This is a genomic window from Blautia obeum ATCC 29174 (assembly GCF_025147765.1).
GTDB lineage: Bacteria > Bacillota > Clostridia > Lachnospirales > Lachnospiraceae > Blautia_A > Blautia_A obeum.
Window position 1 is genome coordinate 3,271,479 of sequence record NZ_CP102265.1, and the last position, 24,059, is coordinate 3,295,537.

A 24,059-nucleotide genomic window follows, 5' to 3' on the forward strand; every position below is an offset into this window, starting at 1 on the left:
GTCCTTTCTATTGCTTAATTCTTCCGGCACAAATGATGTGCTGTTGCCAGTAGGCAGAGGTCAAATCGGTATAACCAATGGGATTTCCGGCATGGTACATCTGATTATTTCCAGCATAAATACCCACATGGGTAACATAGTCACTGGTATTGTAAGTGGAATGGAAAAATACCAAATCGCCAGCCTGTGCCTGTGACAATGGGATATGCTGTGTTGCGTCATACTGTGCCTGTGCGGTTCGTGGCAAACTAATTCCGGCTTTTCCGTAGCACCACTGGGTAAGACCAGAACAGTCAAAAGAGGTGTTCGGATTACTGCCACCATAGACATATTTCCAGCCTTGATATTTCAATGCTTCATTCATAACCGCCTGTACGGTTGCGTTGCTGAACTGCTTTACAGTCAGATATTGGTTGACCAGCTCCACATAAAACATATTTCCGTAGTTATAACGCCAGCCACCATTTTTACTGACAGCTATCGGATTTGTATAGGTCACTTTTGTACCGCCGGATTTATTCTTTGCGAAATTCTCTGCAAGATTGAAGCTGTGCTTTTTCCCATTCTTCGCAACATAGTCTGCATAGCCACCACCATAGTTATAAGATTGAATAACTACGTTAATGTCCGTCATGCCTTTGGCTTTACAGGAAGAAAGCAGGGACGCAAAATATTTACACCCCTGCTTGATAGAATCCTCTGTACTTAATGAGTTCGGCGGTAGCCCCAGACTTTCACTGGACTGCATGACATCGGTAGCTGTACCGCCACTTTCCACCTGTATGATAGCAAGCAGGACGTTCACATACTCCGAGATACCGTTTTCTCTGGCGTATTTTTCTACCATTGGCTGATGTCTGAGGACATCGGCTGACAGGTTCATGCCAGAATAGACAGGCAAATAACTGTTGGAACTGTCGTCATCTTCGCCGGAAATCAATATCCCGAAAAAGAGAATGATGGAGAAAAGGACAGGAAATATCGTACCTATGATAAGGATACGCTTTAATCTCATTTCTTCCGTCCTTTCTCTGGTTGCTTCGTAACAGTCTTACGATTTTGTTTTTGGTTGACCTGTGTTTTCTGTACTGTAGATTTCTTATGATTGCTGATGGATTCTGCTACGTTTGGCTGGTTCGCTCTGGCAACAGATTTAACCTGCTGTTCCTGTCTGATATTGGTTTGGACGGTTTCTTTTCCAGCCTTGATTTCTGCATTTTTTATCACAGGAGAAGTAGCAGGACGTTTCATATCCGGCTTCGTAACTATATCGGTTTGTGCTGGTTTTGGAACAGGTGTGGCAACAGGGCGTTCATGGCTTCTGGTAGCTCCGGCTGTCGCTGATCCATTCGCATGAACTGTCTGTCTTGCTTCCTGTGCTTTCTGCAATTCCTGTTTTTTCTGTGAGATATTTTCCCTGTGCAGATTGCGTTTCTGTGTACGCTGTTCCTGTCGGTTTTCCCGTTCTTCCACAACGCCACGCTTAAAGTCTGATACATTATCCTTTGCTTTCTGTTTTGCAGAGTGGACAGCATAACCAGCCTGTGTCGGCAAGTCTTTCACATTTTCTTTCAGAGAGGAAGCACTGTCACGGACTTTATTTTTCGTATCCATCACAGCACCTACCGCAGAACCGACACGGCTTCCCATGCTGGAAGAGGTATTTTCACGTTTCTTTGGCGGTTGGTTCGTTGCTGGCTTTCCGGCTCTAGCAACACTTGCACCAGCCATCGCACCTGCAACACTTCCAGCACCGACAGCCCTTGCAATCCTGTGTTCCATACGTCTTGCCCTGTGTCGCATGAACACCATCGGTCTACGGAAAATCCGGCGACCTATCTGCTGGCTGTCATTGGCATTAAGGCTGAACATACTCATTAGTTCTCCGAGTTTCATATAGATTCCGGCAAAGCAGATTATCTGCAAAAATGCCACCATGAAGAACGGATAATCTGTGGAAATGTTGTAGAACATACTGGAAATCGAAAATGCCACAGTCACAATCAGTGTGATTCCGGCTCTTGTCATAATGGCATTGAATACACGGACAACTGCCTGTTTCGCCATGTTCTCATAGGTTGGTATCATGGACAGTAAAAAACTGATAGGTAGAAACATGGCATATATGATAAATAGTATCTGGGAAAATAACATCATTCCGGTAAGCAGGAAGATAAAGATTGTGATACCGAGATTGAAAATGAGCAGGAAGAACACCATACCCAGACGGTTGACGACCTGTGGAATAGTAAGGTTATCATTGTCGTTATCCTCAATCTCTGTTTTCACAACATTTTCCCTTGTTTCCCCATCTTCATCGGACGGGCTTGCAGATACCAGAGCTTCCACACGTTCAGCCCCGATTTCTTCGGTATCGCTGTTCCCGAATTGCAATAACAGCCACGGTTTTTCTACCTGTATCGCAAACAGGCTGTCACGGATAAGGTCTACACTGTCCTTGCCTTTGCTTTGTGAATCTGGGAGCATGATTTTTGTCCCCAAGTCCAGAGAAGCGGTGCTGATGTCCGAACTGAAATCATTGATTTTCTGTATGTAGTTGGGAGCATAAGCAATAAAGGACGCAGACACAATGAACACCACCACAAAGTTGATAACAGCGTGAAGTGCTTTGCTTGTTTCCCGTTTGAGAAGCCCTGTATAGGCGGTGTAAACACCTACAATCAGAATGATAATGAGCAGGAATCCCACATAGAATCCACTGCTGGAAAATCCATGTTCGGTCACTCCGGCAAGTGCCTGGATACTTTTCCCGATACCATCTGCCATGTCATTGATGAAGTCCAGCTTATACGCCTGTTGCACCACATATCCTGTGGCATTGCTAAGATACAGGCTGATTGTCCAGACAAAATTTGTGATACAGTAAAGCCCGTACTGCACCGATTTTCCAATGCCGTCCAGCCAGTTCCACGGTAGCCAAGACCAGCTATTGTCCACATAGAAATCAAGCTGATAGTTGGAAAGCGGATACTTTGAATACAGGTTGTCTGCATTGACCGTATCATCGACCAGTCCAGACGCATGAGCTACCGTCCCAAGTAGGGACAGCAGTACCAGCGTAACGGTCACGGCGAGCAGAACCAGTTTCAGTACATGGAATACCTTTTCTTTTGTGACAGATTTCATCATTCCAAATCCACCTCACTTTTTATCGGCGGTCTGGTATCAAAGGCATGGAGCAGTTCTACAAAGACAGGGTGTATCTGTACCACACCGACACGCCCGTATAAATCCTGCATTAAGCATTGTCCGTTCTCCAAATCCCTCAACCGTTTCTGGTTGTTTTCGTCCTCACTGTCCAGCCCGAAAAACTCTAAGGTCTGCTTGATTTCATTGGTATCTGTGGAACGGAACGCAAATTTTAAGCCGATGTTATTTTTCAGACTTTCTTTTGATACGTCCCCAGAGGACTGTGTGACAAAATATACTCCGGCGTTCATGGCTCTACCAGCACGCACTAGTTTATTTGATAAGGTTTCGCCCTGTGCCACATTCAGAAACGCCCATGCTTCGTCCAAGTCCACGATTTTAAAAATGCTTCGGTCACTGTGAATGAAGTCAAGGGCAAAGGTACTGATAACAATTAAGATGGATACCGACAACAGTTCAATGGTCGTGTATTCCTCAAAAGTAGTATCTTTATCCGGCAGAACCAAATCCGCCACCTGTATGATGTTGAGCTGGTTATCCAGACTGATTGCATTTTCCACCGAACCGTCCGAGAATAAAAGCTGTGCAAAATCATAGTCGGTAAAACTTTCGATATGGTCAGCAATGTTACGGGATACGGCGGTATCTTCTTTTCGCAATTCCTCAATGACCTGTAACAGCCCGTGGTTCGTATTCTGGGATACCGTGCGGACTGCTTTTCTAAGGACAGGAAACTTTTCGCCGTCCCTTGAAGAAATCCCCGTAAGGAAAGTCAGAATGTCAATGGCAAGACTTTCAGCGTCTTTGACATCTTTCATAATCACATACGGGTCTAACAGCCCTTGATTGCTGGAATCACTGGTAATATTTACGATGTTGATTTCCTCTGCAATCTCCGGCAGTGTTTCTTTCCAGTTCCCACGCTCACTTTTCGGGTCTAGGATAACTGCCTGTCCACCGAACAGAACGGAATAATACACCAGCAGGTTATTACAGAATGATTTTCCACCGCCAAGCGAACCTACAAAAGCAGAAGCCAACGCATTTGTGACCGTACCTTTTACCCCTTGACTGGCAAGGGACGGTTGCAGGTAGACATTTCTTCCTGTATCCACGGAATACCCAATATAGATTCCTGTGTTTTCTCCTAACATCTGGGTAGCACCGAAACCAAGTCCGGCTAAAAAATCGGATTTCACATACTGGATATAATCATTGATATAACGCTTGCTGGCTGGAAGAAATTCTCCATGCAGTCCCATCATATCTCCGGCAGGACGTACCAGCTTCACGTTCAAATCATCGTAAAAATCCTTGACTTCATCACAACGGCGTTTCAGTTCGTCAAGATCGGGTGCAGACACCCGTATGACATAACTTAACTTATACATACTTTCCTTGCTCTGGTCTAAATCTGTTTCCAGTTCATCGACACTGTCTAAGGCTTCCACCACATTTGAACTTGTTTCGTTTCCAGCTTGATAGGCGTGATTATCCAAGTCCTTTAATTCCTTTTTCTTGTTGCGGACAGTGGTTAAGGCTTTCTTATTTCCCACAATTTCAACATTCATAGAAGTGTCCACAGGAAATGTGAACTGCTGTTGCTGGAAATAAAAGATTTCCGATGATGGGAAGTCCAGCTCCCCGACAATGGCATTGACCGTAAAGTAGGATACATAGCTTTCGCTGTCCTCATGTTCCAGACGCAAATATCGCTGGCTTTCTTCTACCACACAACGGGTAGGACGGATAAGGTCATAATACTTAATCAGTGTTTCTCTTTTTAATTTTCTTTTTGGCAGAGGATACACATAATCTTCATAAGCTATCCCGTCCCTGCCGTAGAGGTGTTCCATCAGATAGGCAAAATCTTTGGCTTCCAGTCGGCGGATTTTGAACCTACGGGAGATTTTGTTTTCCAGTAATTTCTCCATCTTCACATAACGGTTGATTTCATCATTGCTCATAGAAACAAAGTCGTTCATCAGCGTATGCCTTACCTCATTCAAAAACTCACGGAATGTCAGAAATACCGATTTTTTGATGTTCTTCAGATTGACTTCGTCCTCTGTGACCATGAGCTTGAATCCCAGAAAGAAACGGTAATCTACTTGATTGTCGCCTATCATGGATACAAGGGCTTCGGTCTGGTCGTCTATCTTTTGGATTGCTACCTCACGGAGCTTTCCAGTTACCAGCTTCTTTGACTGTTCCTGTATGCTTCGGATTGAACTTTCAGTTGCAATCTGCAACGCATGAATCTTTCCCTCACGGGACTGTGCGATAAGCTGACGGAAGCTGTCATGCACAAGGTATTTCTGTTCTGGGGATAAGAATGAATAATTGTACGGTATCAGCTCATAGTAGGCGAACACCTCATTGTCCTTATTCCAGACAAGGTTATTGTCGATATATTTAATCGGGAACATAGGTCACACTCCTTACTGCCGTGATAGTTTCCTCAAATTTCTGCTTATGCAGGTTCACGGCTTTTCCGGCATAAGTCACTTTGGGACGCAGAGCATACAGAACCATCGTCTTGATGTAACTGTATGGCTTTTTCCCGTCAAAGGTTTTCTGTGACATAAACCATGTGAGGGCAACGGGAATCCCGAAATATTTTAAAAATGCTCCCTCAATCATGGAAAGTGGCGGTACATCTGCAAACAGAATGATGATAAATTCCGTCAGCACGAACCATGTAATCTGGGTAAAGGTCACAGGGAATGGCAGGTTTACATCATTGATGGCATACAGTACCTTTTCCACGTTCCAGATACTTGTATAACTTCGGATTTTCTTCACTTGTAAATGCTCCTTTCTTCATTTTTATAACAATAGGGACAGCCGGATTTCCCAGACTGTCCCCAAGAGAAAAGCTGACAGTAGCACCAGTGGCGGTGCTGATCTGCCAGCCCTTAACGCAGTACCTCACAGATACCAGCGTTTGTTGCAATAAATGTCCCCTCTATATCGAGGTCACGCCCGTAGGCTTCGTAGTCGATATAGTTCTGTAAAGAGGACGGGATTTCTCCGAGTACCTGTTCTTCATCAATCAGATAGTAGGCTAAATCGGTCATCGTTTCACAGCCGGAATACAGAATGATGTCGTCCTTATGTTCCACCAGTTCTTCCAGACTTCCATAGCAGGATATAAAACTGTCCAAGTCGTCCAGCAGGTAATCCGGTAATTCTTCCAACTGCTCATAGATACGGTTCAGTTCTTCGATGGAAATGTATTCGCTAATCTCCATCGGGAAGTTGTCCGTATCATGGATTGCGTATTCTTCGTACTCTGCATTTAAGCCGATACGTTCTGCAATCACTTCTTCGTCCAACGGAAAAGAGAACCAGTCCCCGACCAGTTCTCCCTCATTGTACTTGCCAAGATTGGCTATATAGACTTGCATATCATCAATCATAAGCGGTCACTTCCTTTCACTCATTGTATTCATAAAATCTGCCATGCACACACAAGAAATGTTCCGATGTTTCTTCTATACCTGACCAGTTCCGATGGTATGTAACATTGCAAAGTCCGGCTTCCAGCTCTTGCAGGTTTGAAAACCATTCTCTTTGAATTAAAGGTATATCTTCGGGTGGAATTTCACACTCCGAAATCGCAAGGCAGATATTGTTTAACAGGTCAAGGTCTGTATCTTGCAGGATTTCAAAAGGGAAATCATAATCACTGATAAGATAACGGTCACTGTCCGGCGGTAAGCCAATGGATTGTTTTAATGTTTCTATGTTGCAGGGCAGTGTAAACCATGCACAGCCTGTATCTTTTTCCTGTTCATCAAGATTGATAACAAATACTTTCATTTCTGCCATAAGCAATACCACCTGTCAAAGTTTGAACATACCGTTGTTGCAGAGAGCATAACGTCCTTTTTCTTCCAGTTCATGGGCGTAGGCTTCCAGATTAAAATATTTCTTTCCTTTTTCGGAAAGAGCAGAAAATTCAATGTTATGCTCCAAGCGGTAACGGGCAACGTCCATGATGTTGTGACACTCTGGATAAAACAAAAATTCTTCGGATTCCTGCAACAAATCCTCAACACCGCCAAAATAAGGAATCAAGTCTTTGTATGCCTGCTGAACTTCTGGCGATAAATCCGTGTAAGCAAAGTATAGCTTGTTTAATCGTCTTACAGAAGTTGTCCTTACAATATCGCCAGCAAAGGGGAGCTTCATATCTGTGATTTGATAGTCTTTGCTGTCAGCTTCCACACCGAGCAGGTCACGGAACAGCTCATAATCAATGGGTAAATCAAACCAGCGAGAGGTTTTATCCTCTGCTGATTTGGTCGTTTCAATCAATACGCTACATTCTTCCATAGGCTTTACGCTCCAATAATCTTATTGAATAACTGTAACAATACGTCTTTTACGCCGGACGCATTGAATACAAGACCAACGGCTACTAAGGCAACTACCAAGAATCCGATAAGTTTGGAAAACTCACGCTTGAATCCCAAGTAGATACCGATAACAACAATCGCCATCAGCACAAGGCTCTGTGCGTTGCTTAAAAACCAGTTATAAAGGTTCTGTCCAAAATTCATACTTTCTTTTCTCCTTTCAGTTCCATCATTTTTCGGTCAGACTGTCTGCCAGCCTGTAAAATACACATGGCAATCACGCCAACTGTTCCACCTAAAGAGAAGAACAGGAAGTCAAATAATAATCGTTGCATTTTTCAATTCTCCTTTTCTAAAATCACATCTTCGGTTGATGTGGTCTGTTGTTCGATTATCTTGTAGTGCTTTTCCGTCAGTTTCGTGGATTTACGGATTTCTTTCAGATAATCAATCCCTGTTTTCGCTGTGATTGTTTCCAGCATTTTGAGTGTCGGGTCAACCTGCCGTTGAATCCAGCGTAGGGTTCTGTCCAGTGTATAGGGTTCGGGTTTGGTCGTGAGCTTTAACGGCTCTCTGTTTTCCCCGATGAACCACGCCCAGCGGACAGATAATTTCCAGTCGCTCCGTTTCTTGTCTGCTTCCTTATCCACAAAGCGTACATAACGGTTGATGATAGAAAATGCCGTCCGTTCAGCGTCATAGTAAGTCAGCAGGTCACGGACAGCATAATAAGCACGTTCATTTTTCAACCGTATTTCAAATCTGTTTTTTATGGGTGCTTCCTCAATGGGAATCCCCAGTTTGATGTACTGCTCATAGCTTTTTTCATAGACACAGAAGTACACCTCACTTTTCAATGAGCCGATATAAAGCGTATAGCCCATGCCAGCCTTGTCCTGTTCCTCATGCTTGACCAGTTCGCCGGAAGCGTAGGACTTAAAGGAACGGAACACCGATACACATTCCTCATTCCGGCATTTTTCGGTCAGTTCTGGAATATCCAACATTCCTGTATGGTCATTGATGGCAAGGTCAAGGCGTTTCATCACACCACCGTCCACCAGAGCGTCCATAAGGAAATCATACCAGCTCCGTTCCTGTGCCAGCAGATAACTTTCAAACTGGCGACAGCCTTTTCCTTTCAGTTCCAGCAGGACACCTTTTTCTTCATCGGGAGAAGTATATACGAAAATATCTCCGATGTAGTAGTGTTCTGTATAACTGTAATGCCCGAAGTCCTCATGTATCATGTACTGAATATTGAGCTGTAAAATATCTTTGATGATATGTCCAATATCCAGTGTCGGAAACCGTATCCTCACATAATCAAACAGCATGGTAAGCGGTGCTTCTGGATTGAATTTTTCCAGAGCTTCCAAAAGTTTTACTTTCATTTCTTCTGTGACTGCCACCTTGCCGGATTCGATACGGCTTAAATGTTCACGGCTGATTCCAGCCATGACCGCAAGTTTCGTCTGGGATACACCGTATTGCAAACGTCTGTCTGCAAAATCCTGTATCCACTCTGTATCATTCAGTGCGATACCCCCTTTACGAAAAAACTGTGACATTTTATATCCGATGTCACAGCAGTAAAAAAAGCTACCAAACGCTTGATTTGAGCCAAGAATCGGTAACTTTTGTGTATGTTTCCTTGTGATTTGTGCCCCTCTGTTAGATACCGAGGGGCTTAATATATGCTGGCGTGGCTACCGCCACACCAGCAAGGCTAGTCCGTACCTGTGGCTTTCGCTCCGCACGCCACCTGTCCGTCCTGCCTTATGTGTGCAAGTTTCCCAATTGTACCCAAGAAATCATAGCTTTTGGGTACAAGGGGAGTATAAAATTCCGATATGACACTTGTTCCTACATCACAGTATCCACGCCCTTTGATTTGCTTCTGGAAAAACTGCTTTTTCACATCACTTCCAAAGAGCATACCATAGCCAAGTTCACTCAGCCGACCAAGTCCCACACGGAAATTGAAATTATCTCTGATACCATCTCCGAAATATTTTGCGTCTGGACGCTGGCAAGCCACAATCAGAAAGTATCCAGCCTGTCTGCCGAGCATAACGATTTTCTTTAGCTGGCTTAACAGGGCAGTGCTTTCCTTTGTCGTCAGCATTTCCAAAAACGCCACATATTCATCAAAGATAAGGAATTGTGGAGCAAGCCCCAGATAAGCATAGTTTTCTCCTGTGCGGTAGTTTGGGTGCAGTTTCATTTCTTCTGAGCGTGTGACCATGCCCTCATAAAAGGCATTGACGCAGTCAATCATATCGTCTTTCGTGTGGTAGACATTTCCCATGACTGTTCCCAAATCTGCAAGGTCAGCGTTCTTCGGGTCAAGAATGTATAAATCCGCATTGGTTCTAAGCAGGGCTTCAATGATGGTCAACAGAAAATAGGTCTTTCCACCGCCAGTACCACCACAGATAAGGGCATGGGGAAGTGAATCATATTCCCACACCAGATTTTTCATTAACCGCAGACCGCCGTTTTCGGCAATCACTTCATCAATCGAAATACGGTTCGCTATCATATCATAGAGCAGGGTGTATTCGATATAGCCGTCATGCAGTGTCTTATCAGTCAGCTCACAGTACAGCCCCGATTCCAATTTGTCCTCTAAGGACAGAAGCTGTTCTTGATATTTTCCCATTGTGATTTCACACAGGATATGGAGCAATCCATTTTCCATCTGGTAATAAATTTTCGGAAACCACACGATTTTTTCTCTTGATCTGCTTTGCAGGTCAGTGAAAAAAACGCTGTCTTTGGTGTTCTCCGCTTCATACCATTTATTTTCCAGCACCATGCGAGCCAGCTTTTGTCTGTGTAGCAACCGCTTGATACGGTCATATCCGTAACGGTAGTAGAGGAAAGCGACCAATGCACAAACACCAGTCGCTATCAGAACCGTAATGGAATTGTAGGCAGTCCAAGTAATTCCGGCATGGAGCAGGTTAAAATCTTTCCAGTCTATAACAAGGAGCTGTCGCAGATTCAGTAGCAGGAACACCTCAACGAACAGGAGCAACAGCCAACCGATACAGAAGTGATAGACCAGCGATTTGTCACTGGCACGAATCCTGTTACCTTTCTTTTTCCACGTCATACGCTAACACCTCTTATTTCTTCGGCGGTTGCTGTGGAGCATTGTTCTGTGGATTTCCGGCATGAGTGCCTTTGTTCTTCAAAACAATATCGTCTGCTTTTACATACCAGTCCACATCTGCACCACGGTAATTTGCATTGGCTACCGTATCTGCAACAGGATTGATAAGTTCCACTTCGGCGTTGTAGTCATAGTCCTTTAACGGAACAGTCGCCGGAACGGATACCTGTATCATGCGTCCCTGTGTGTTGCACTTCAAATCGTAAGTACGCTCCTTGATTTCTTCACTGACCGTTCCATCTTCATTCTGTACATGAACCTCACGGCGTAATGCGGAGAACTTCAACACTCCAAAAGTCTTTTCTTTATCAATGACGATTCCATTTGCTAATCTCATAATCTGAATACCCCCTTATTTACTTTCTGCTGGTAACATATCGTCTGCAAGCAGGATATAATTGACAAATCCACGTTCCCCGATTTTATAACCATCGGTAGTGATTCGTGGGTTGATAAGTTTTACTTTCTGTTCCGGCGAAAAATGTTTTTCACCAGCTTTGGCAGGAAGCACAACGACAACATCATCAGCTCTCTGCACATCGGAATACAGGTTGTAGCTTCTGGTAATGACAGCCATACGCCCGTTGATTCTCTGCTGTTCCGTAGTATTTTCTCCGGCAAACTCCAAGTTCCCGAATGTCTTTTCCATGTTTGGTACGACAAATCTTAATTCCATAAATGATTGACCTCTTTTCTTTCTGTTTTATTTTCTTTCCTGCTGTACTTTGTGGGGAGCTACACTCCCCACGCCCCTAGTGGACTTCACGCTCCCGTAAATCAGAGCTTCACGGGAGCGTGAAGTTGTAAAAAGGGTGGCGACCTTGAACGCTCTACCAACCGCTACATTACCGCCTTATGATTTCTTTTTACGACGTTTGAAGTAAAGCATACCGCCAAGCCCTACGCAGGAAAGACCGAGCATGGCAAGATAAGCATAGATATTGGTATTGTCGCCTGTTTTTGGGCTGTCACTTGTCTTAGTAACCATAGATGGTGTATCCGGCGTGTCGGTATCCTTTGGTGTGTCTGGGACTTCCGGCACTTCCTTGATTGTCACAGTCTGTCCATCGTCTGTGATGTCCTTATGTTCTGTCACTTTCTTTGGTTCGTCTGGATTGGTCATATCGTATAATTCCTCAAATGTGACAAGGCTCTTGCCACCAAGAGAAGAACCATCAAAAGTAAATGCAATCTCAACTGTCATTTTTTCATTGTCGGCTGTAAACTCATAATCATTGGATACTTTCTTTCCATCAATCAGAAGTTCTGCATTTTCCTCTTTTAACATCTGCCAGCCGGAAAGTTTGTATTTTGTTCCAACTTCCAGCCCATCTAATGTGACTTTATCCACAATCGTTACATCTTTTCCGGCTTCGATTTCTTTCTTGCCGTTCTTGTCCGTAGCGGTCGTATGGATTTTGATGATACGTTCTGTGATAAGAACAGTCTGTCCATCATCGTTGATGTCTTTATGTTCGGCAACCTTGACAGGCTCTTTCGGATTGCTTATATCGTACAATTCCTCAAAAGTAACAAGGTTCTGACCGCCAAGAGCTGAACCGTCAAAACTGTAAGTAATCTCAACCGTCATTTTTTCACTGTCAGCAGTGAAAGTATAATTACTGTCTACACGTTTCCCGTCAATCAGAAGTTCGGCGTTTTCTTCCTTTAACATCTGCCAGCCGGAAAGTTTATATTTTGTTCCAGCTTCCAAGCCATCAAGTGTGACTTTGTCCACGATCTTGATGTTCTTTCCGGCAACAATCATTTTTTCGCCTGTTTTCTTGTCGGTCGCTGTGGTATGGATTGTGATTTCTTTTTCGTATTCATCAGTAAGTGTCCCTAAATCTACGGTCACTTTATTTCTGGATACGACCACCTCAAAGGCTGGAATCAGCTTAAATCCGGCGTTGGAATCACACTTTAATTCCTCAATCACATAGGTATCATAGAGTAATGCACCTTTGCTGTCGTCTGGTTCAGATGTCCCAAACCATACACCGTCCTCACTGGATTTTCCGGCATTGGTATTGACCTTGTGGGAAGCCCAGCTTGAAGCAGTAGAGAACTGACCGTTTTTGTCAGTAACTACAATATGGGATTCTCCCGTTGTCTTGCTTGTAATTCTGAATGGAACACCTGCAAGACGTTTGTGTGTACCTGCACCGATTTTTACACCCTCAATATCGCCACGTTTAATCTGGTTGTAGACAGAGTGGGATTTGTCGGTCAAGTCCACGATTTTTCCATCTTCCGTGATAGAAAAGTCGATTGCCTTTGCACCATCTGTCAAGTAGCCCTCTGGTGCTTTGCTTTCTTCTAATCTGTAATTTCCGTAAGGGAGCAAGTCGGCAGAAGTAGAAGCAATTCCGTCAATGCCTGTCTGAATCTTCTTTACGGTTTCATTCTTGTTGTATAATTTTCCCACAACCAGTACAGGACTGTCATTTAAAGAAATGATATTGAACTCTGTGTACTGTAAGGTCGCACTTCCCTGTGCTTTGGTATCCTTTGTTTCAAGGTCACGTTTCTGGATTTTCACACCGCCACGGATAACCTTGTCAGATACGGAATACTGGTTGCTTCCAGAAAGTACGGCAAGTTCGCCATCTTCGGAAATCTGTGTAAGGTACGTTCCCTTAATCTGTTCGGAACTTCCGTCAGCCTGCATATATGCACCATCTAATAAGTAGCCGTTTGGTGCTTTTGTTTCTGTGACAGTGAGTGTACCAAGTGGCAATACATTTTTACCGTCCTGTGTATAGAAGCTGTCGCCGGATACTTTGTAGCTGTCGGCAAGTCTGGATACATAATGGATAGTTCCGTCACTGTCTTTTTCGGCAACGGTTTTGGTTGTCCATGTACGGGTAGCTTTTGCAGGTAGATTATCTGCATTGTAGTATCCGTCATAATAGCTCCATGTGAACTCTGCACCCTCTAAAGAAGCAGTTCCCTGTGGAGTAGATTTTCCTGTTTCCATGTCAATTTTGAATAAATCAATCAAAGCCTCTGTGACCTTTGGAGTGTCAGCAACAGTTAATGTCGCTGTTTTTCCAACTTCCACATTTAAGGCATGGACAGTAGAATCCAGCTTGTAACCTTTTGGTGCGGAAAGTTCTTTGATGTAAACTGTTCCGGCTTTTACCTCAACTTCTTTGGTATCGCCGTTTCCATCGGCAGTAAGTGTGGCAAGCTGGCTGTTACAGCCCTTATCAGAATAGACACCAAATGTCGCACCCTCAAAGGAATAGTTGGCATTGCCATCTGTGACCGTTGGATTGGAAGAAGTCTTTTTGACCTTTGCATTTCCTACATTTAACTTCGCCCAGAACTGTCCGATGTCCTGTCCTTCGCCAGTATAAATGTAACCGCCACATTCATAGCGTCCCTTATTTGCTTTCACAAATGCTTTCGCACCAGCGTAAACTTCATTCTGTACTGCCTGTGAGATTTCATTATAGGAAGCTCTGACGTTATCGCACTGCCAGCCGAGCTGTTCACTCAACCTCTGCCAGACAACACACTGTTCCAGCAAGTATCCCTGTTTGTAATTCAAGTTCGTATGAGAAGCGGTATATTGCTTGACGTACTCTAAGGAAAGAGCAACGTCCGCAATCTGATCGCTACTCATGCGGGTGCTTGCGTCAGAACGTGTTTTATATCCATTCTTAAAACTGGTGTTGATATCCACGCAGTAGGCAGTTTCGCCCTCAACTTTCATGTGTCCCTCATTGAATGTAGATTTGATAGAACCATCATTCATAACGTGTTCAATGTAGCCGACACGTTCTGCTGATTCTGTCCAATATTGATTGCCGGAAGCATGAACCGCCGTCACTGGTAATGCCGTGAGAATGGTTGCAAAAGCAAGCGTTCCTGTCAGCAATCGCTTTACTAGCTTATTCATATTTTCTCTTTCTCCTTTCGATTTTGGGTATGAAAAAAGCCGTCCATTTCTGAACGACTGGAAATAGAAAAGGAACGCCAAAAGTGTACGTTCCATAGTCTATAAAATATTTAATTTTTCTCTCTGGTGTGCTATCTGACGCCAATTTTGACCCCAAATTTCTGAAAAATGACGATTTTTGATGAACAGCTACAAATTTTCAAAATCCGTGAAACCCTTGTAACTAGGGCGTTACGGGACTATATGAAACTAGACAAAACCAACGTCACAATAACAATAAATGAGTGCTAATTTTTTGTGAAGATTTTGTGAACGCTACAAGCCATGCAAAATGTTGAAAAAAGACGCCCTGCTAGTTTACTTTGATATGTACCCCTTTTACTGGACATCCAGTGAAAGGGGTATTTTTATGCGTTATACTTACGAATTTAAGAAAAAAGCTGTTGAATTGTATCGCCAAGGAAAATGGATTGATGCACCCAATGATATAATAAATCTAAAAAATTTTCATGACATGATTGTCAGATGGCATCATTTGGAAGAATCAAATACTTCTGATTGTTTAAAACACTATGGTACAAATAAAAAGTGGTCTCCAGAGGAAAAATATGAACTTGTTGCACGAGTTATAGCTGGAGATACTATTACTTCAGTTGCTTATACTGTGGGTATAAACAGTGGATTACTTGCTCAATGGATTCGCAAATATAAAATATGGGGTTATAATGGACTTGTAGGCCGAAGAAAAGGGCGAAAACCAAAGGAGTCCGCAATGAAAAAAATGAACATAAATAATCCACGTAAATTAAATGAGTCTGAATATGAAGAACTGATTCGTTTACGAGCTGAAATTACTTATATTAAAGCAGAAAATGAAGCAATAAAAAAAGAGATCGCCTTGAGAGAAGAAAGGGAAGCTGCGCTACTCAAGGCGAAAAAGCAGCAATCATCAAAGAACTCAAAGAAAAAGGATATCTGTTAAAACACTTGTTAAAGGCTATGAATATGGCGCGTTCTACATACTATTTTGAAATTAATAAAACAGATCCAGTTGCTATACGAAATGAAGAATTACTTCTAGTTATTAAAAAAATATTCGTAGAAAACAAAGGCAGATATGGGGTACGCAGAGTTTATATGGAATTAAAAAATCGTGGCTACAACGTAAATCATAAGAGAGTTCAACGTCTTATGCATGACGCTGGATTATTTGGAAAACGTCCAAAAGAAAAATATCATTCTTATAAAGGTGAAGTTGGGAAAGTAGCCGACAATGTAATTAATAGAAATTTTTCAACTACTTTACCTCTGCAAAAGTGGACAACAGATGTATCCCAATTTAATTTTTCGTGGGGAAAATGCTATCTTTCTCCTATTTTGGATATGAATACAAATGAGATTATTTCATATGATTTAGCGCTAAGTCCTAATTTAGAACAAATAAAAAGAATGCTTGATAAAGCCTTTGATAAGTATTCTTCTGTAAACGGTTTAATTTTGCACTCTGATCAAGGATGGCAATATCAACATGCTTATTATCGAAATCGTTTGAAAGAACATGGAATAATTCAATCTATGTCTAGAAAGGGGAATTGCTACGATAATTGCATCATGGAAACATTCTTTGGAAGAATAAAAACAGAACTGTATTATGGTTTTGAAAAAGATTATACATCATTTGAAGAATTTGCAATTGCTATTGATGAATATATTGATTACTATAATAGCAAACGAATCCAGGCAAAAACAAAATGGATGCCTCCTGTAAAATACAGAGAAGCATCCATGATGTCCGCCTAACTTATAAATATGTGTCCAGAATTCTGGGTACATATCACTTGCAAAGGCGTCTTTTTTTGCTATTTTATAGGGCGACCGCCCTACAGCGAGGGAATTCTTTCCCGAGCTGTGCATGGCGTAACATTCTCTTTCGCACTCGATTTTCTTGGTTTGACCACATTTTTACGACAAATTCTTGGAAAAATATATTTGTCTGATTTTCTTACTACTCCTCATCTCTTTTATTATTAGATTTCAGGCATACTTGCTAATTTCTTCTATTCAGCCTTCCCCTCTGGGAAAATAATTTTAAACACAAAGAAAAAAATCACCATAGAAACTCCACCTGTGATAATTGTCACAAGCATGTTATAGACTGCCGGGGCCACATATGCAGATGCAACTGGCATCCACAGATTATTAAATCCATTACAAATCAGTGAAATTACCACCCATGCAACAAAATACCAGATTGCCTGATATACAGGATTTCCATGGCTTTTAAAAGTAATATTTCTCTGAAGTGGAAAATTGATACACTGTGCAAGAAATGACCCCAATTCATAACTGATAAAATAGCCAAGTCCACCACCGATCAGTATATTTCCCGTTGCATCACGCAATACATTATACCCCAGCAAACTCCATGTAAATTTTACTCCAAACAGATTCATGGAAACCTTTGGCCACATAAATTCTGTACCAGCCAGACCAATTCCCAAAATCCCTGGTAAAAATGTAAATACAAGATACTGGAATACTGTCACGCCCATACTGAATATAACAAAATAGAATATCTGATAAAGCCATTTTGCGATAGCAGAATGTTTCTCTTCAAAACATTTCCATATATTTTTTATATGATTCATCTGCACTTCCCTCCGGCTCCTTTTAATAATTTTTCATATTTCTTATTATTTCTTCTGTTTCTGAAATATCCGCCAATTATTTTTTTTACCCCAAGCATAAAGTGGCCATTCACAGCATCGACAATTCCATATACCATTTCCATACTGACTGCCCCACCGGTCATCTTGGCAATCCCTCGAAACGGCATATTGTAAATAAAAAGAATATTCAGATCCGGCTTTCCCTGTGCCTCACTCTTCTTTTTCATTTTTGTGAGACATCTATATATCAGTCTTGCAAGTCGGCTTTTTGCATAATACATCTGACAAATTGCATCATTGATTTCCAGATTTCCACTCCATCTTCTATTCGGTATCTCATGACCAAGAAGTTCACGAAATTCCTCATCTGATATTTTCTGCACGATTCCTGTATAATAGTAAGGCATTTTTGCTGGATTATACGGATACCCTTTACTATTTCCTGTTCTCTCAGTCATACCTGTTAAACGAATATCTGCAACACTGGCCCCTACCATAATCTGATAAGTTCCTGTTTCTATTTCCCACTGTCCCGTTTTTATATTCCAATAACGGAATGTCTTATCATCAAAAGGAATTCTAATCTGTCTGCTTTCTCCTGCCTTTAAATAAACTTTTGCAAAACCTTTCAGTTCTTTTTCCGGTCGGAACACGATTGCATTAGGAAGTCCTACATACATCTGAACAACCTCGGCTCCGTCTCTGTCACCTGTATTGGTAACCGAAACTTTGATTCCATCCTCTTCTATAATAAGATCAGAATATGTAAATTCCGTATAGGAAAGCCCAAAGCCGAATGGATATTGCACCCGGACTTTTGAAGTATCATAATAGCGATATCCCACATAAACACTCTCGCGGTATTCCGATGTTTTCTCATTGCTTGGATAATATCGGTATGCCGGTGTCTGTTCATAAGATATAGGATACGTTTCTGCCAGTCTTCCTGATGGATTCACTTTTCCGGTCAGAATATCCAATGTTGCAGAAGCGCCTGCCTGTCCATTCAGGTAGCCATGCAAAATTGCTTTGCAGCAGGTGTGCCATGGCATTTCTATCGCAGATCCTGCACTCAATATACCAATAACATTTTCATTCACCTTACTGATATCCTGCAGAAGATCGATCTGGTCCTGCGGAATACGCATATGGGTTCTGTCCAGTCCTTCTGATTCACTGATCTCATCAAGACCAAAGCAGAAAATTACAATATCCGCGTTCATAGACAAATTTAATGCAAACTTTCTATCATTCTCATCTACATCTCCATTTCTATGATAACCTCTTGTCATTCCCAAAATATTCAAATCATATTGTTGCAAAATCGATGACATGTCTTCTACTTTTGTTGGATTGACCATAGAAGATCCTGCCCCCTGATATCTGGGTGAAAAAGCAAAATCTCCAATAACAGCGATGGATTTTTTAGTATCCAGCGGAAGAATCTGTTTTTCATTTTTCAGAAGAATCATGCTTTCTGCTGCTGCTTTCCTTGCCAGTTGATGATGTTCATTTCTGTCAAAGTTTTTATCTGAAAGCTTCTTACCTGATGTCAGTTCCATAACTGCATCCACCAGTTCTCCAACTCTTTCATCCAAATCCGCTTCCTTCAGCTTTCCATTTTGGACAGCAGCAATCACTTCTCTTGCAGAATCGTACCCACAGGACGGCATCTCCAGATTTGAGCCGGCAGCAACTCCTTTCACATGGTCATTGCTTCCGCCCCAGTCTGTTACTACAATTCCATCAAATCCCCAGTCTTTGCGCAGGATGTCTGTCAAAAGATGTTTGTCCTCATTAGCATAAATCCCATTAATCTGGTTGTAACTGCTCATGATTGCTTTTGCGTGTCCTTCTTTAACAGCTATCTCAAAACCGGTCAGATAAATTTCTCTTAATGTCCGTTCATCAACAACTGCGTCCATTGCCATTCTCCGAAGTTCCTGACTGTTAACCGCCAGATGCTTCGGGCAGGCATAAACGCCTTTACTCTGTATTCCACGAATATATGACGCCGCCATCTTACCGGAAAGATATGGGTCTTCTGAAAAATATTCAAAATTTCTTCCACATAATGGGCTTCTTTTAATGTTTAATCCCGGACCAAGCAGGATATTTACATCCATACTTGCAGCTTCTTCTCCTAATGCCTGTCCGATTTCTTCCCCCAGGTTCTGATTCCAGCTGTTTGCTATCGTCGCTGCTGTGGGAAAACAAGTTGCATTCAAGGATGCATTCAGTCCCAAATGATCTCCTGTTCCTGCCTGTTTTCTTATCCCATGAGGTCCATCCGAAAGAAAGATGGACGGGATGGAAAGCCTGTCAATCTCTCTGGTCTGCCAGACAGTTTTTCCACTAAGGATAGCTGCTTTTTCTTCTATTGTCATCTTTTCAACCAGTTTTTGCTGTTTCATACCGTCTTTCATCCCGCTTTCATCTTTTATTCTGCATTTTTTCTTTTCTTATATCCTTTGATAATCAGTACTTCCATTCCTACTGCAAGAAGTGCCACTACAATATCGATACCAATTCCTGCTTTTTTCCAGTTTTCCATACCTGTTTCTTCGTGTTCTCCGTCATAAGCCCAGCTGCTTACAACTGTATACATGACATTTTTGCAGGCATTTCTCATCTGAAGTACAGATGTCGGATGCTCCGGATTAGCTACATTGTTTTCTTCTCCGTTGAACGTGGACAACATTGCATCTACTCCATTTGCCAGAGCTGCATCTGCATTCATAAATCCGTGGCCATTATTTCGGAAGAAATCTGTAAGTGCCATTCCCCTGAAGCCCCATTCATCTCTGAGAACTGTGTTCATAAGATTACTGCATTCCCCAGTCCATTTATCTCCAAGGAAACTCCAGGAAACCATAACCGCATTTGCGCCTCCCTGTTTTACAGAGACTTCAAATGGTTTCAGATAGATTTCCCGGATTGCCTGCTCATTTGACCAGACACTTACCATCTTTGCATTTCCCTCATACAGTGCGAAATGCTTAATGTAAGAATAAACTCCATATTTTCTTGCACCTTCTACTGCATTTGCACCCATATTTCCTGCAAGAACTCCATCTTCTGAAAAATATTCATAGTTTCTTGCTCCAAATGCAGTTCTGTGAGTATTCATACCTGGTGCATACCAGCCTTCTGCACCCATTTCCTGACTGATCTTGCCCATGCATTCACCCCAGGTCTGTGCAAGTTCTTTGTTCCATGTGGAAGCAATTACAACTTCAATCGGAAAACCAATAGAACCAACTCCTGTAAAGTTGTTATTAATTGCTGCTGGTCCGTCGAAATCAAGTGTAGCCACTTTTCCCACAGAATCCATAGCTGCTGTCTGATAACCAGCCATCGCAATCATATTTGCCATTTCATCAACAGTAAGCTGATCCAGAAGTTTTTCCCAACGAGGATCGTCATAATCAGCATCACGCATATCAGCTAATGTAAGTCCATTATCAGCTCCCGTTGTCGGCATTACATCCTCATCATTGAGATATGTAGTCTTATCAAAGTTGCTGTTCAGATGATATTCAGAAACATATGGCTCACCCAGCTCTACAGATGCCGGTGCTGCTGTAGCCTCTTCATAATTTGCAAAATGATCCGCACGTGACAGATATGTTATATCTCCTTTTGCATCTTCAAATACATTTACTGCAGCAGTATCATCTGATGCTCTTTTATTTTCGCCTGCATATACCACAGTGTCATCTACGGTATAAGTTTTCTGGTCTAAAACGGTATGTGAATCCCTGTTAATAGAAATCACATAATCTCCTTTTTCGAGGACATACGCTTCTGCGTCATTCTCATCATAAGATGCCATATCTTCTACATCAAATGTAACTGTGACTGTCTGAGAATCTCCTGGCTGAAGCAGGTCTGTTTTTGCAAACTCAATCAGATTTGCAGAAGCTTTCTCGATCCCGCCATTCGTATACGGTGGATTGTAATACACTTCTACTACATCTTTTCCTGCAACATCTCCTGTATTGGTTACTTCTACATCTACAGAAATCTGTCCGTCTTTTTCCTCCAGTTCACCCATTTTCTGTTCAAATTCTGTATAACTCAGTCCATATCCAAATGGATACTGTACTGTTTTATCGTAATCGATAAAGCCTTCCTGTGCTGCTGTTTCGTAATACTTGTACCCTACATAGATTCCTTCTACATAGTTTGTAAATGCTGGAGCGTATACCTGCGGAGATCCTGCATTCATTCCTTCAACTGCCATATCTGCCAGGTTAGTATATTCAATCTTTTCTCCATTGTTCCACCATGGAGCAGTTGTCATGTCGTAAATAAATGTATCCGGTGTTTTTCCAGAAGGATTTACTTCACCGGAAAATACTTTTCCAAGTGCATTAAATCCGACATTTCCAGTTCCAGGACACCATACAACAGACTTAATCTGTGGATATTCATCTGTAAATCCAAGTTCAAACTGGTTTGCGCCATTATAAATTACAATAACATCATCAAAATTATCACAGACCATGTCTACCATGTCTTTTTCTGTCTGGGAAAGCTGTAAATAATGCTCTCCTTCCGGGAAATCGTCATACGCATCAGAGTTATTGTCATAAGCTGCTTTGCTTACATCCATCGGAATATCGTTATGACCTTCACCTGCTTTTCTTGAAAGAACCACAACTGCCACATCTGAATATTCTTTTGCACTTTCAATAAGTTCATCACTGTATGTATCTGCCGGTGGTTCTGGTAATGTCCAGCTCTGTTTCTGAATTGACATTTCCGGATTATCTGCACCATAATTATTATAAAAATCAACAAGATCCTGATTAATAGAAAATCCTGCATTTTCAAGTCCCTGATTCAGGCTGACAATATCATACAGATCATTGATTCCTCCTGAGCCAGCTCCTCCGTAAGCCGGATTAATAGATTCCCAGCCAAAAATATTCAGTTTTTTTGTTTCATTTAAAGGAAGCAGGCTTTCATTCTTCAGAAGAACAATTCCGTCTTCCATAATTTCTTCTGCTGCTTCCGCAGCTTCTTCATTTGTTTCATCGCTTAAAGTTCCATTTCCCGTTGCAAGTCCAATCAACGTAGCCATTGGTCCAAAACAGATCATATTCACGCAGACAACAACTGCAAGAACCATTGCGATCGCAGCTTCCCTTCTTATCAGAAATCTTTTGTCCCTGCACATCCTGCGGCACGCGATCATAATTACGATTCCAATTACAAGTGCAGCAACAATACCGATAATATACGGTTTGCACAACTGTAATACCGCCAGGACGTCTTCCATTTCAACACTGATCATTCTCTTCTCCTCCTTTTTATCTGTCCTGTAATTTCAGGAACTGTTTCCTGTTGACCTTACTATATCATATCTTTTTCATCGTGCCGGTTTTGGCACAACATGCAAAAATATGGCATGAAATGCAAAAAAACACCCAGAGCTTTACATTACTCTGGGTAAAAGAATCTTTAATTCAAACCAGTTCTGATCTACTCCAAAATCCACAGAACCATTATATTTCTCCACAACAGTACGAATGCTTTTTAAACCAAATCCATGGTTTTGTCGATCTGCTTTTGTTGTTGTAATCAGATCATTTTCATTTTTCTGAATTTTATCTTCACAGTAATTTTCTATTTTAATAAATACAAAACTCTTTTTTGCAGATACCGTCAGATGAATCAGTCTTTTTTCCGCTTCCGGTATCATAATTACATGTTCAATTGCATTATCCAGTGCATTTCCAAAAATGGAACACAAATCTGTTACATGTATAAAATCTAGCAACTTACCATCTGCCACACAGGTAATCTGTATATGATTTTTTCGACAATGAAAAATTTTAGCTGCAAGAATTGTATCCAGCACCTGATTACCTGTCTTGCTCATATTTTCAAATGCAGAAACTTCTTCCTCCATGGCATCAATCCACTTCTTGCGTTTTTCCGCATCTGATTCGGCACGAAGTGCTGTGATCTGATGCTTCAAATCATGATATTTCATCTGAATGAGATCCAGACTGTCCTGATAGTTTCGATACTGGTCATATTGACTTTTCAGGATCACATTCATTGCTGAAAGTTCTTTTTCGGCAATATACTCACTAATCCTGCTCTGATAAGCATGCAGGATTGCAATTCCTCCAAAATCAATCAGGGTTCTCATAGAAAAAATATCTGCACGTTCTTTGCTTGCAAATGGTACATTTTCACTCAAAAAACTCAGATTACTGAACGCAAAGATTGTAACTGCCATGATTGCTGCTGCTACAACTTCTTTTACAGTCATCTGCTGAAGATAATCCTGTTTCAGAAAATCCCTTTCCAGATAAATATCAATGACAAAGCAACCACCGAAAACTATAATCGTAATCAAAATTTCAGTCCAGAAACTTTGAATTCCTCTCACCTGTACAATAGATACAATCTGCCACTGCAGAGAAGCAACAAACTCTGCCAACACAAATGCTCTGGCACAGCAATAGCCTGCCCCAAGAGGTTTCATGCTTCCTCCAACCATAAGAAATACATACATTATAGCAACAGCAATAATCATACAGGGAATCCATAAAACCTCTGATACATTACCTGTCGCAACCAGAAAAGCACACTGCAATGCCAGCATGAGCAACACACCAATAAAAAAATGTGCAGATTTCATTTTTTCTCTTTTCAACATATAGAGATAAACCAGACACGCTCCCCACTCCGCAATTGCTGTATAAATTCTTGGAATATCCTGGTATAACATAACTTCCTCCGTTATC

The 24,059-nt window shown here is 41.8% G+C and carries 20 protein-coding genes; 2 read left to right on the forward strand and 18 right to left on the reverse strand.

Going from position 1 to position 24,059, the window contains the following annotated elements; translation table 11 throughout:
• Nucleotides 1–7 precede the first annotated feature (7 nt).
• The 14 genes from NQ503_RS15670 to NQ503_RS15735 all read right to left on the reverse strand — a co-directional run bounded on the left by NQ503_RS15670 (nt 8) and on the right by NQ503_RS15735 (nt 14,623).
• Complete coding sequence (locus NQ503_RS15670; protein WP_005423202.1) at nt 8–1,015, reverse strand: bifunctional lytic transglycosylase/C40 family peptidase; 1,008 nt, start codon at nt 1,013–1,015, stop codon at nt 8–10.
• A complete protein-coding gene (locus tag NQ503_RS15675) occupies nt 1,012–3,150 on the reverse strand; it encodes a CD3337/EF1877 family mobilome membrane protein (protein ID WP_005423201.1) in 2,139 nt (712 codons plus the stop codon). The genes NQ503_RS15670 and NQ503_RS15675 overlap by 4 nt, the downstream gene beginning before the upstream one ends.
• On the reverse strand, nt 3,147–5,600 hold the full coding sequence (gene tcpF, locus NQ503_RS15680; RefSeq protein WP_005423199.1) for a conjugal transfer ATPase TcpF: 2,454 nt from the start codon (nt 5,598–5,600) through the stop codon (nt 3,147–3,149). The genes NQ503_RS15675 and tcpF overlap by 4 nt, the downstream gene beginning before the upstream one ends.
• Nucleotides 5,587–5,976: a conjugal transfer protein gene (locus tag NQ503_RS15685; protein WP_005611098.1), complete on the reverse strand. Its 390-nt coding sequence runs from the start codon at nt 5,974–5,976 to the stop codon at nt 5,587–5,589. The genes tcpF and NQ503_RS15685 overlap by 14 nt, the downstream gene beginning before the upstream one ends.
• A 113-nt stretch (nt 5,977–6,089) precedes the next feature.
• Nucleotides 6,090–6,593, reverse strand: coding sequence for an antirestriction protein ArdA (locus NQ503_RS15690; protein ID WP_005423194.1), 504 nt, complete (start codon nt 6,591–6,593; stop codon nt 6,090–6,092).
• 16 nt (nt 6,594–6,609) lie between these two features.
• Nucleotides 6,610–7,005 carry a hypothetical protein gene (locus NQ503_RS15695; protein ID WP_005423189.1) on the reverse strand — a complete coding sequence of 132 codons (396 nt, stop codon included), beginning with the start codon at nt 7,003–7,005 and terminating at the stop codon, nt 6,610–6,612.
• Between the two features lie 15 nt (nt 7,006–7,020).
• Nucleotides 7,021–7,512, reverse strand: coding sequence for an antirestriction protein ArdA (locus tag NQ503_RS15700; RefSeq protein WP_005423187.1), 492 nt, complete (start codon nt 7,510–7,512; stop codon nt 7,021–7,023).
• A gap of 5 nt (nt 7,513–7,517) precedes the next feature.
• On the reverse strand, nt 7,518–7,739 hold the full coding sequence (locus tag NQ503_RS15705) for a hypothetical protein (RefSeq protein WP_004844214.1): 222 nt from the start codon (nt 7,737–7,739) through the stop codon (nt 7,518–7,520).
• On the reverse strand, nt 7,736–7,870 hold the full coding sequence (locus tag NQ503_RS15710) for a DUF3789 domain-containing protein (RefSeq protein ID WP_005423185.1): 135 nt from the start codon (nt 7,868–7,870) through the stop codon (nt 7,736–7,738). Before NQ503_RS15710 ends, NQ503_RS15705 begins: the two co-directional genes overlap by 4 nt.
• A 3-nt stretch (nt 7,871–7,873) precedes the next feature.
• On the reverse strand, nt 7,874–9,106 hold the full coding sequence (gene mobT, locus NQ503_RS15715; RefSeq protein WP_005423183.1) for a MobT family relaxase: 1,233 nt from the start codon (nt 9,104–9,106) through the stop codon (nt 7,874–7,876).
• A 158-nt stretch (nt 9,107–9,264) separates the two neighbouring features.
• A complete protein-coding gene (locus NQ503_RS15720; RefSeq protein WP_005423182.1) occupies nt 9,265–10,656 on the reverse strand; it encodes an FtsK/SpoIIIE domain-containing protein in 1,392 nt (463 codons plus the stop codon).
• A gap of 13 nt (nt 10,657–10,669) precedes the next feature.
• Nucleotides 10,670–11,053, reverse strand: a complete 384-nt coding sequence (locus NQ503_RS15725) for a YdcP family protein (protein WP_005423181.1) — start codon at nt 11,051–11,053, stop codon at nt 10,670–10,672.
• 15 nt (nt 11,054–11,068) lie between these two features.
• Nucleotides 11,069–11,392 (reverse strand): YdcP family protein, encoded by a 324-nt coding sequence (locus tag NQ503_RS15730; RefSeq protein WP_005423177.1) that lies wholly within the window; start codon nt 11,390–11,392, stop codon nt 11,069–11,071.
• A gap of 177 nt (nt 11,393–11,569) precedes the next feature.
• Entirely contained in the window at nt 11,570–14,623 is a 3,054-nt protein-coding gene (locus NQ503_RS15735; protein WP_044925112.1) for a VaFE repeat-containing surface-anchored protein, read from the reverse strand.
• A gap of 409 nt (nt 14,624–15,032) precedes the next feature.
• Here NQ503_RS15735 and NQ503_RS15740 point away from each other — a divergent pair, with 409 nt between their 5' ends.
• A complete protein-coding gene (locus tag NQ503_RS15740; protein ID WP_005422936.1) occupies nt 15,033–15,605 on the forward strand; it encodes a transposase in 573 nt (190 codons plus the stop codon).
• A complete protein-coding gene (locus NQ503_RS15745; RefSeq protein ID WP_227231694.1) occupies nt 15,572–16,423 on the forward strand; it encodes an IS3 family transposase in 852 nt (283 codons plus the stop codon). The genes NQ503_RS15740 and NQ503_RS15745 overlap by 34 nt, the downstream gene beginning before the upstream one ends.
• A gap of 257 nt (nt 16,424–16,680) precedes the next feature.
• Here NQ503_RS15745 and NQ503_RS15750 read toward each other — a convergent pair whose 3' ends face one another.
• From NQ503_RS15750 to NQ503_RS15765, 4 genes are all read right to left on the reverse strand, one after another.
• Nucleotides 16,681–17,271: a hypothetical protein gene (locus tag NQ503_RS15750; RefSeq protein WP_005423172.1), complete on the reverse strand. Its 591-nt coding sequence runs from the start codon at nt 17,269–17,271 to the stop codon at nt 16,681–16,683.
• On the reverse strand, nt 17,268–19,706 hold the full coding sequence (locus tag NQ503_RS15755; RefSeq protein WP_044925161.1) for a glycoside hydrolase family 3 C-terminal domain-containing protein: 2,439 nt from the start codon (nt 19,704–19,706) through the stop codon (nt 17,268–17,270). The genes NQ503_RS15750 and NQ503_RS15755 overlap by 4 nt, the downstream gene beginning before the upstream one ends.
• Before the next feature lie 26 nt (nt 19,707–19,732).
• Nucleotides 19,733–22,594, reverse strand: coding sequence for a glycoside hydrolase family 3 C-terminal domain-containing protein (locus tag NQ503_RS15760; protein ID WP_005423155.1), 2,862 nt, complete (start codon nt 22,592–22,594; stop codon nt 19,733–19,735).
• Between the two features lie 141 nt (nt 22,595–22,735).
• Nucleotides 22,736–24,043 (reverse strand): ATP-binding protein, encoded by a 1,308-nt coding sequence (locus NQ503_RS15765; RefSeq protein ID WP_005423153.1) that lies wholly within the window; start codon nt 24,041–24,043, stop codon nt 22,736–22,738.
• Nucleotides 24,044–24,059: the final 16 nt, after the last annotated feature.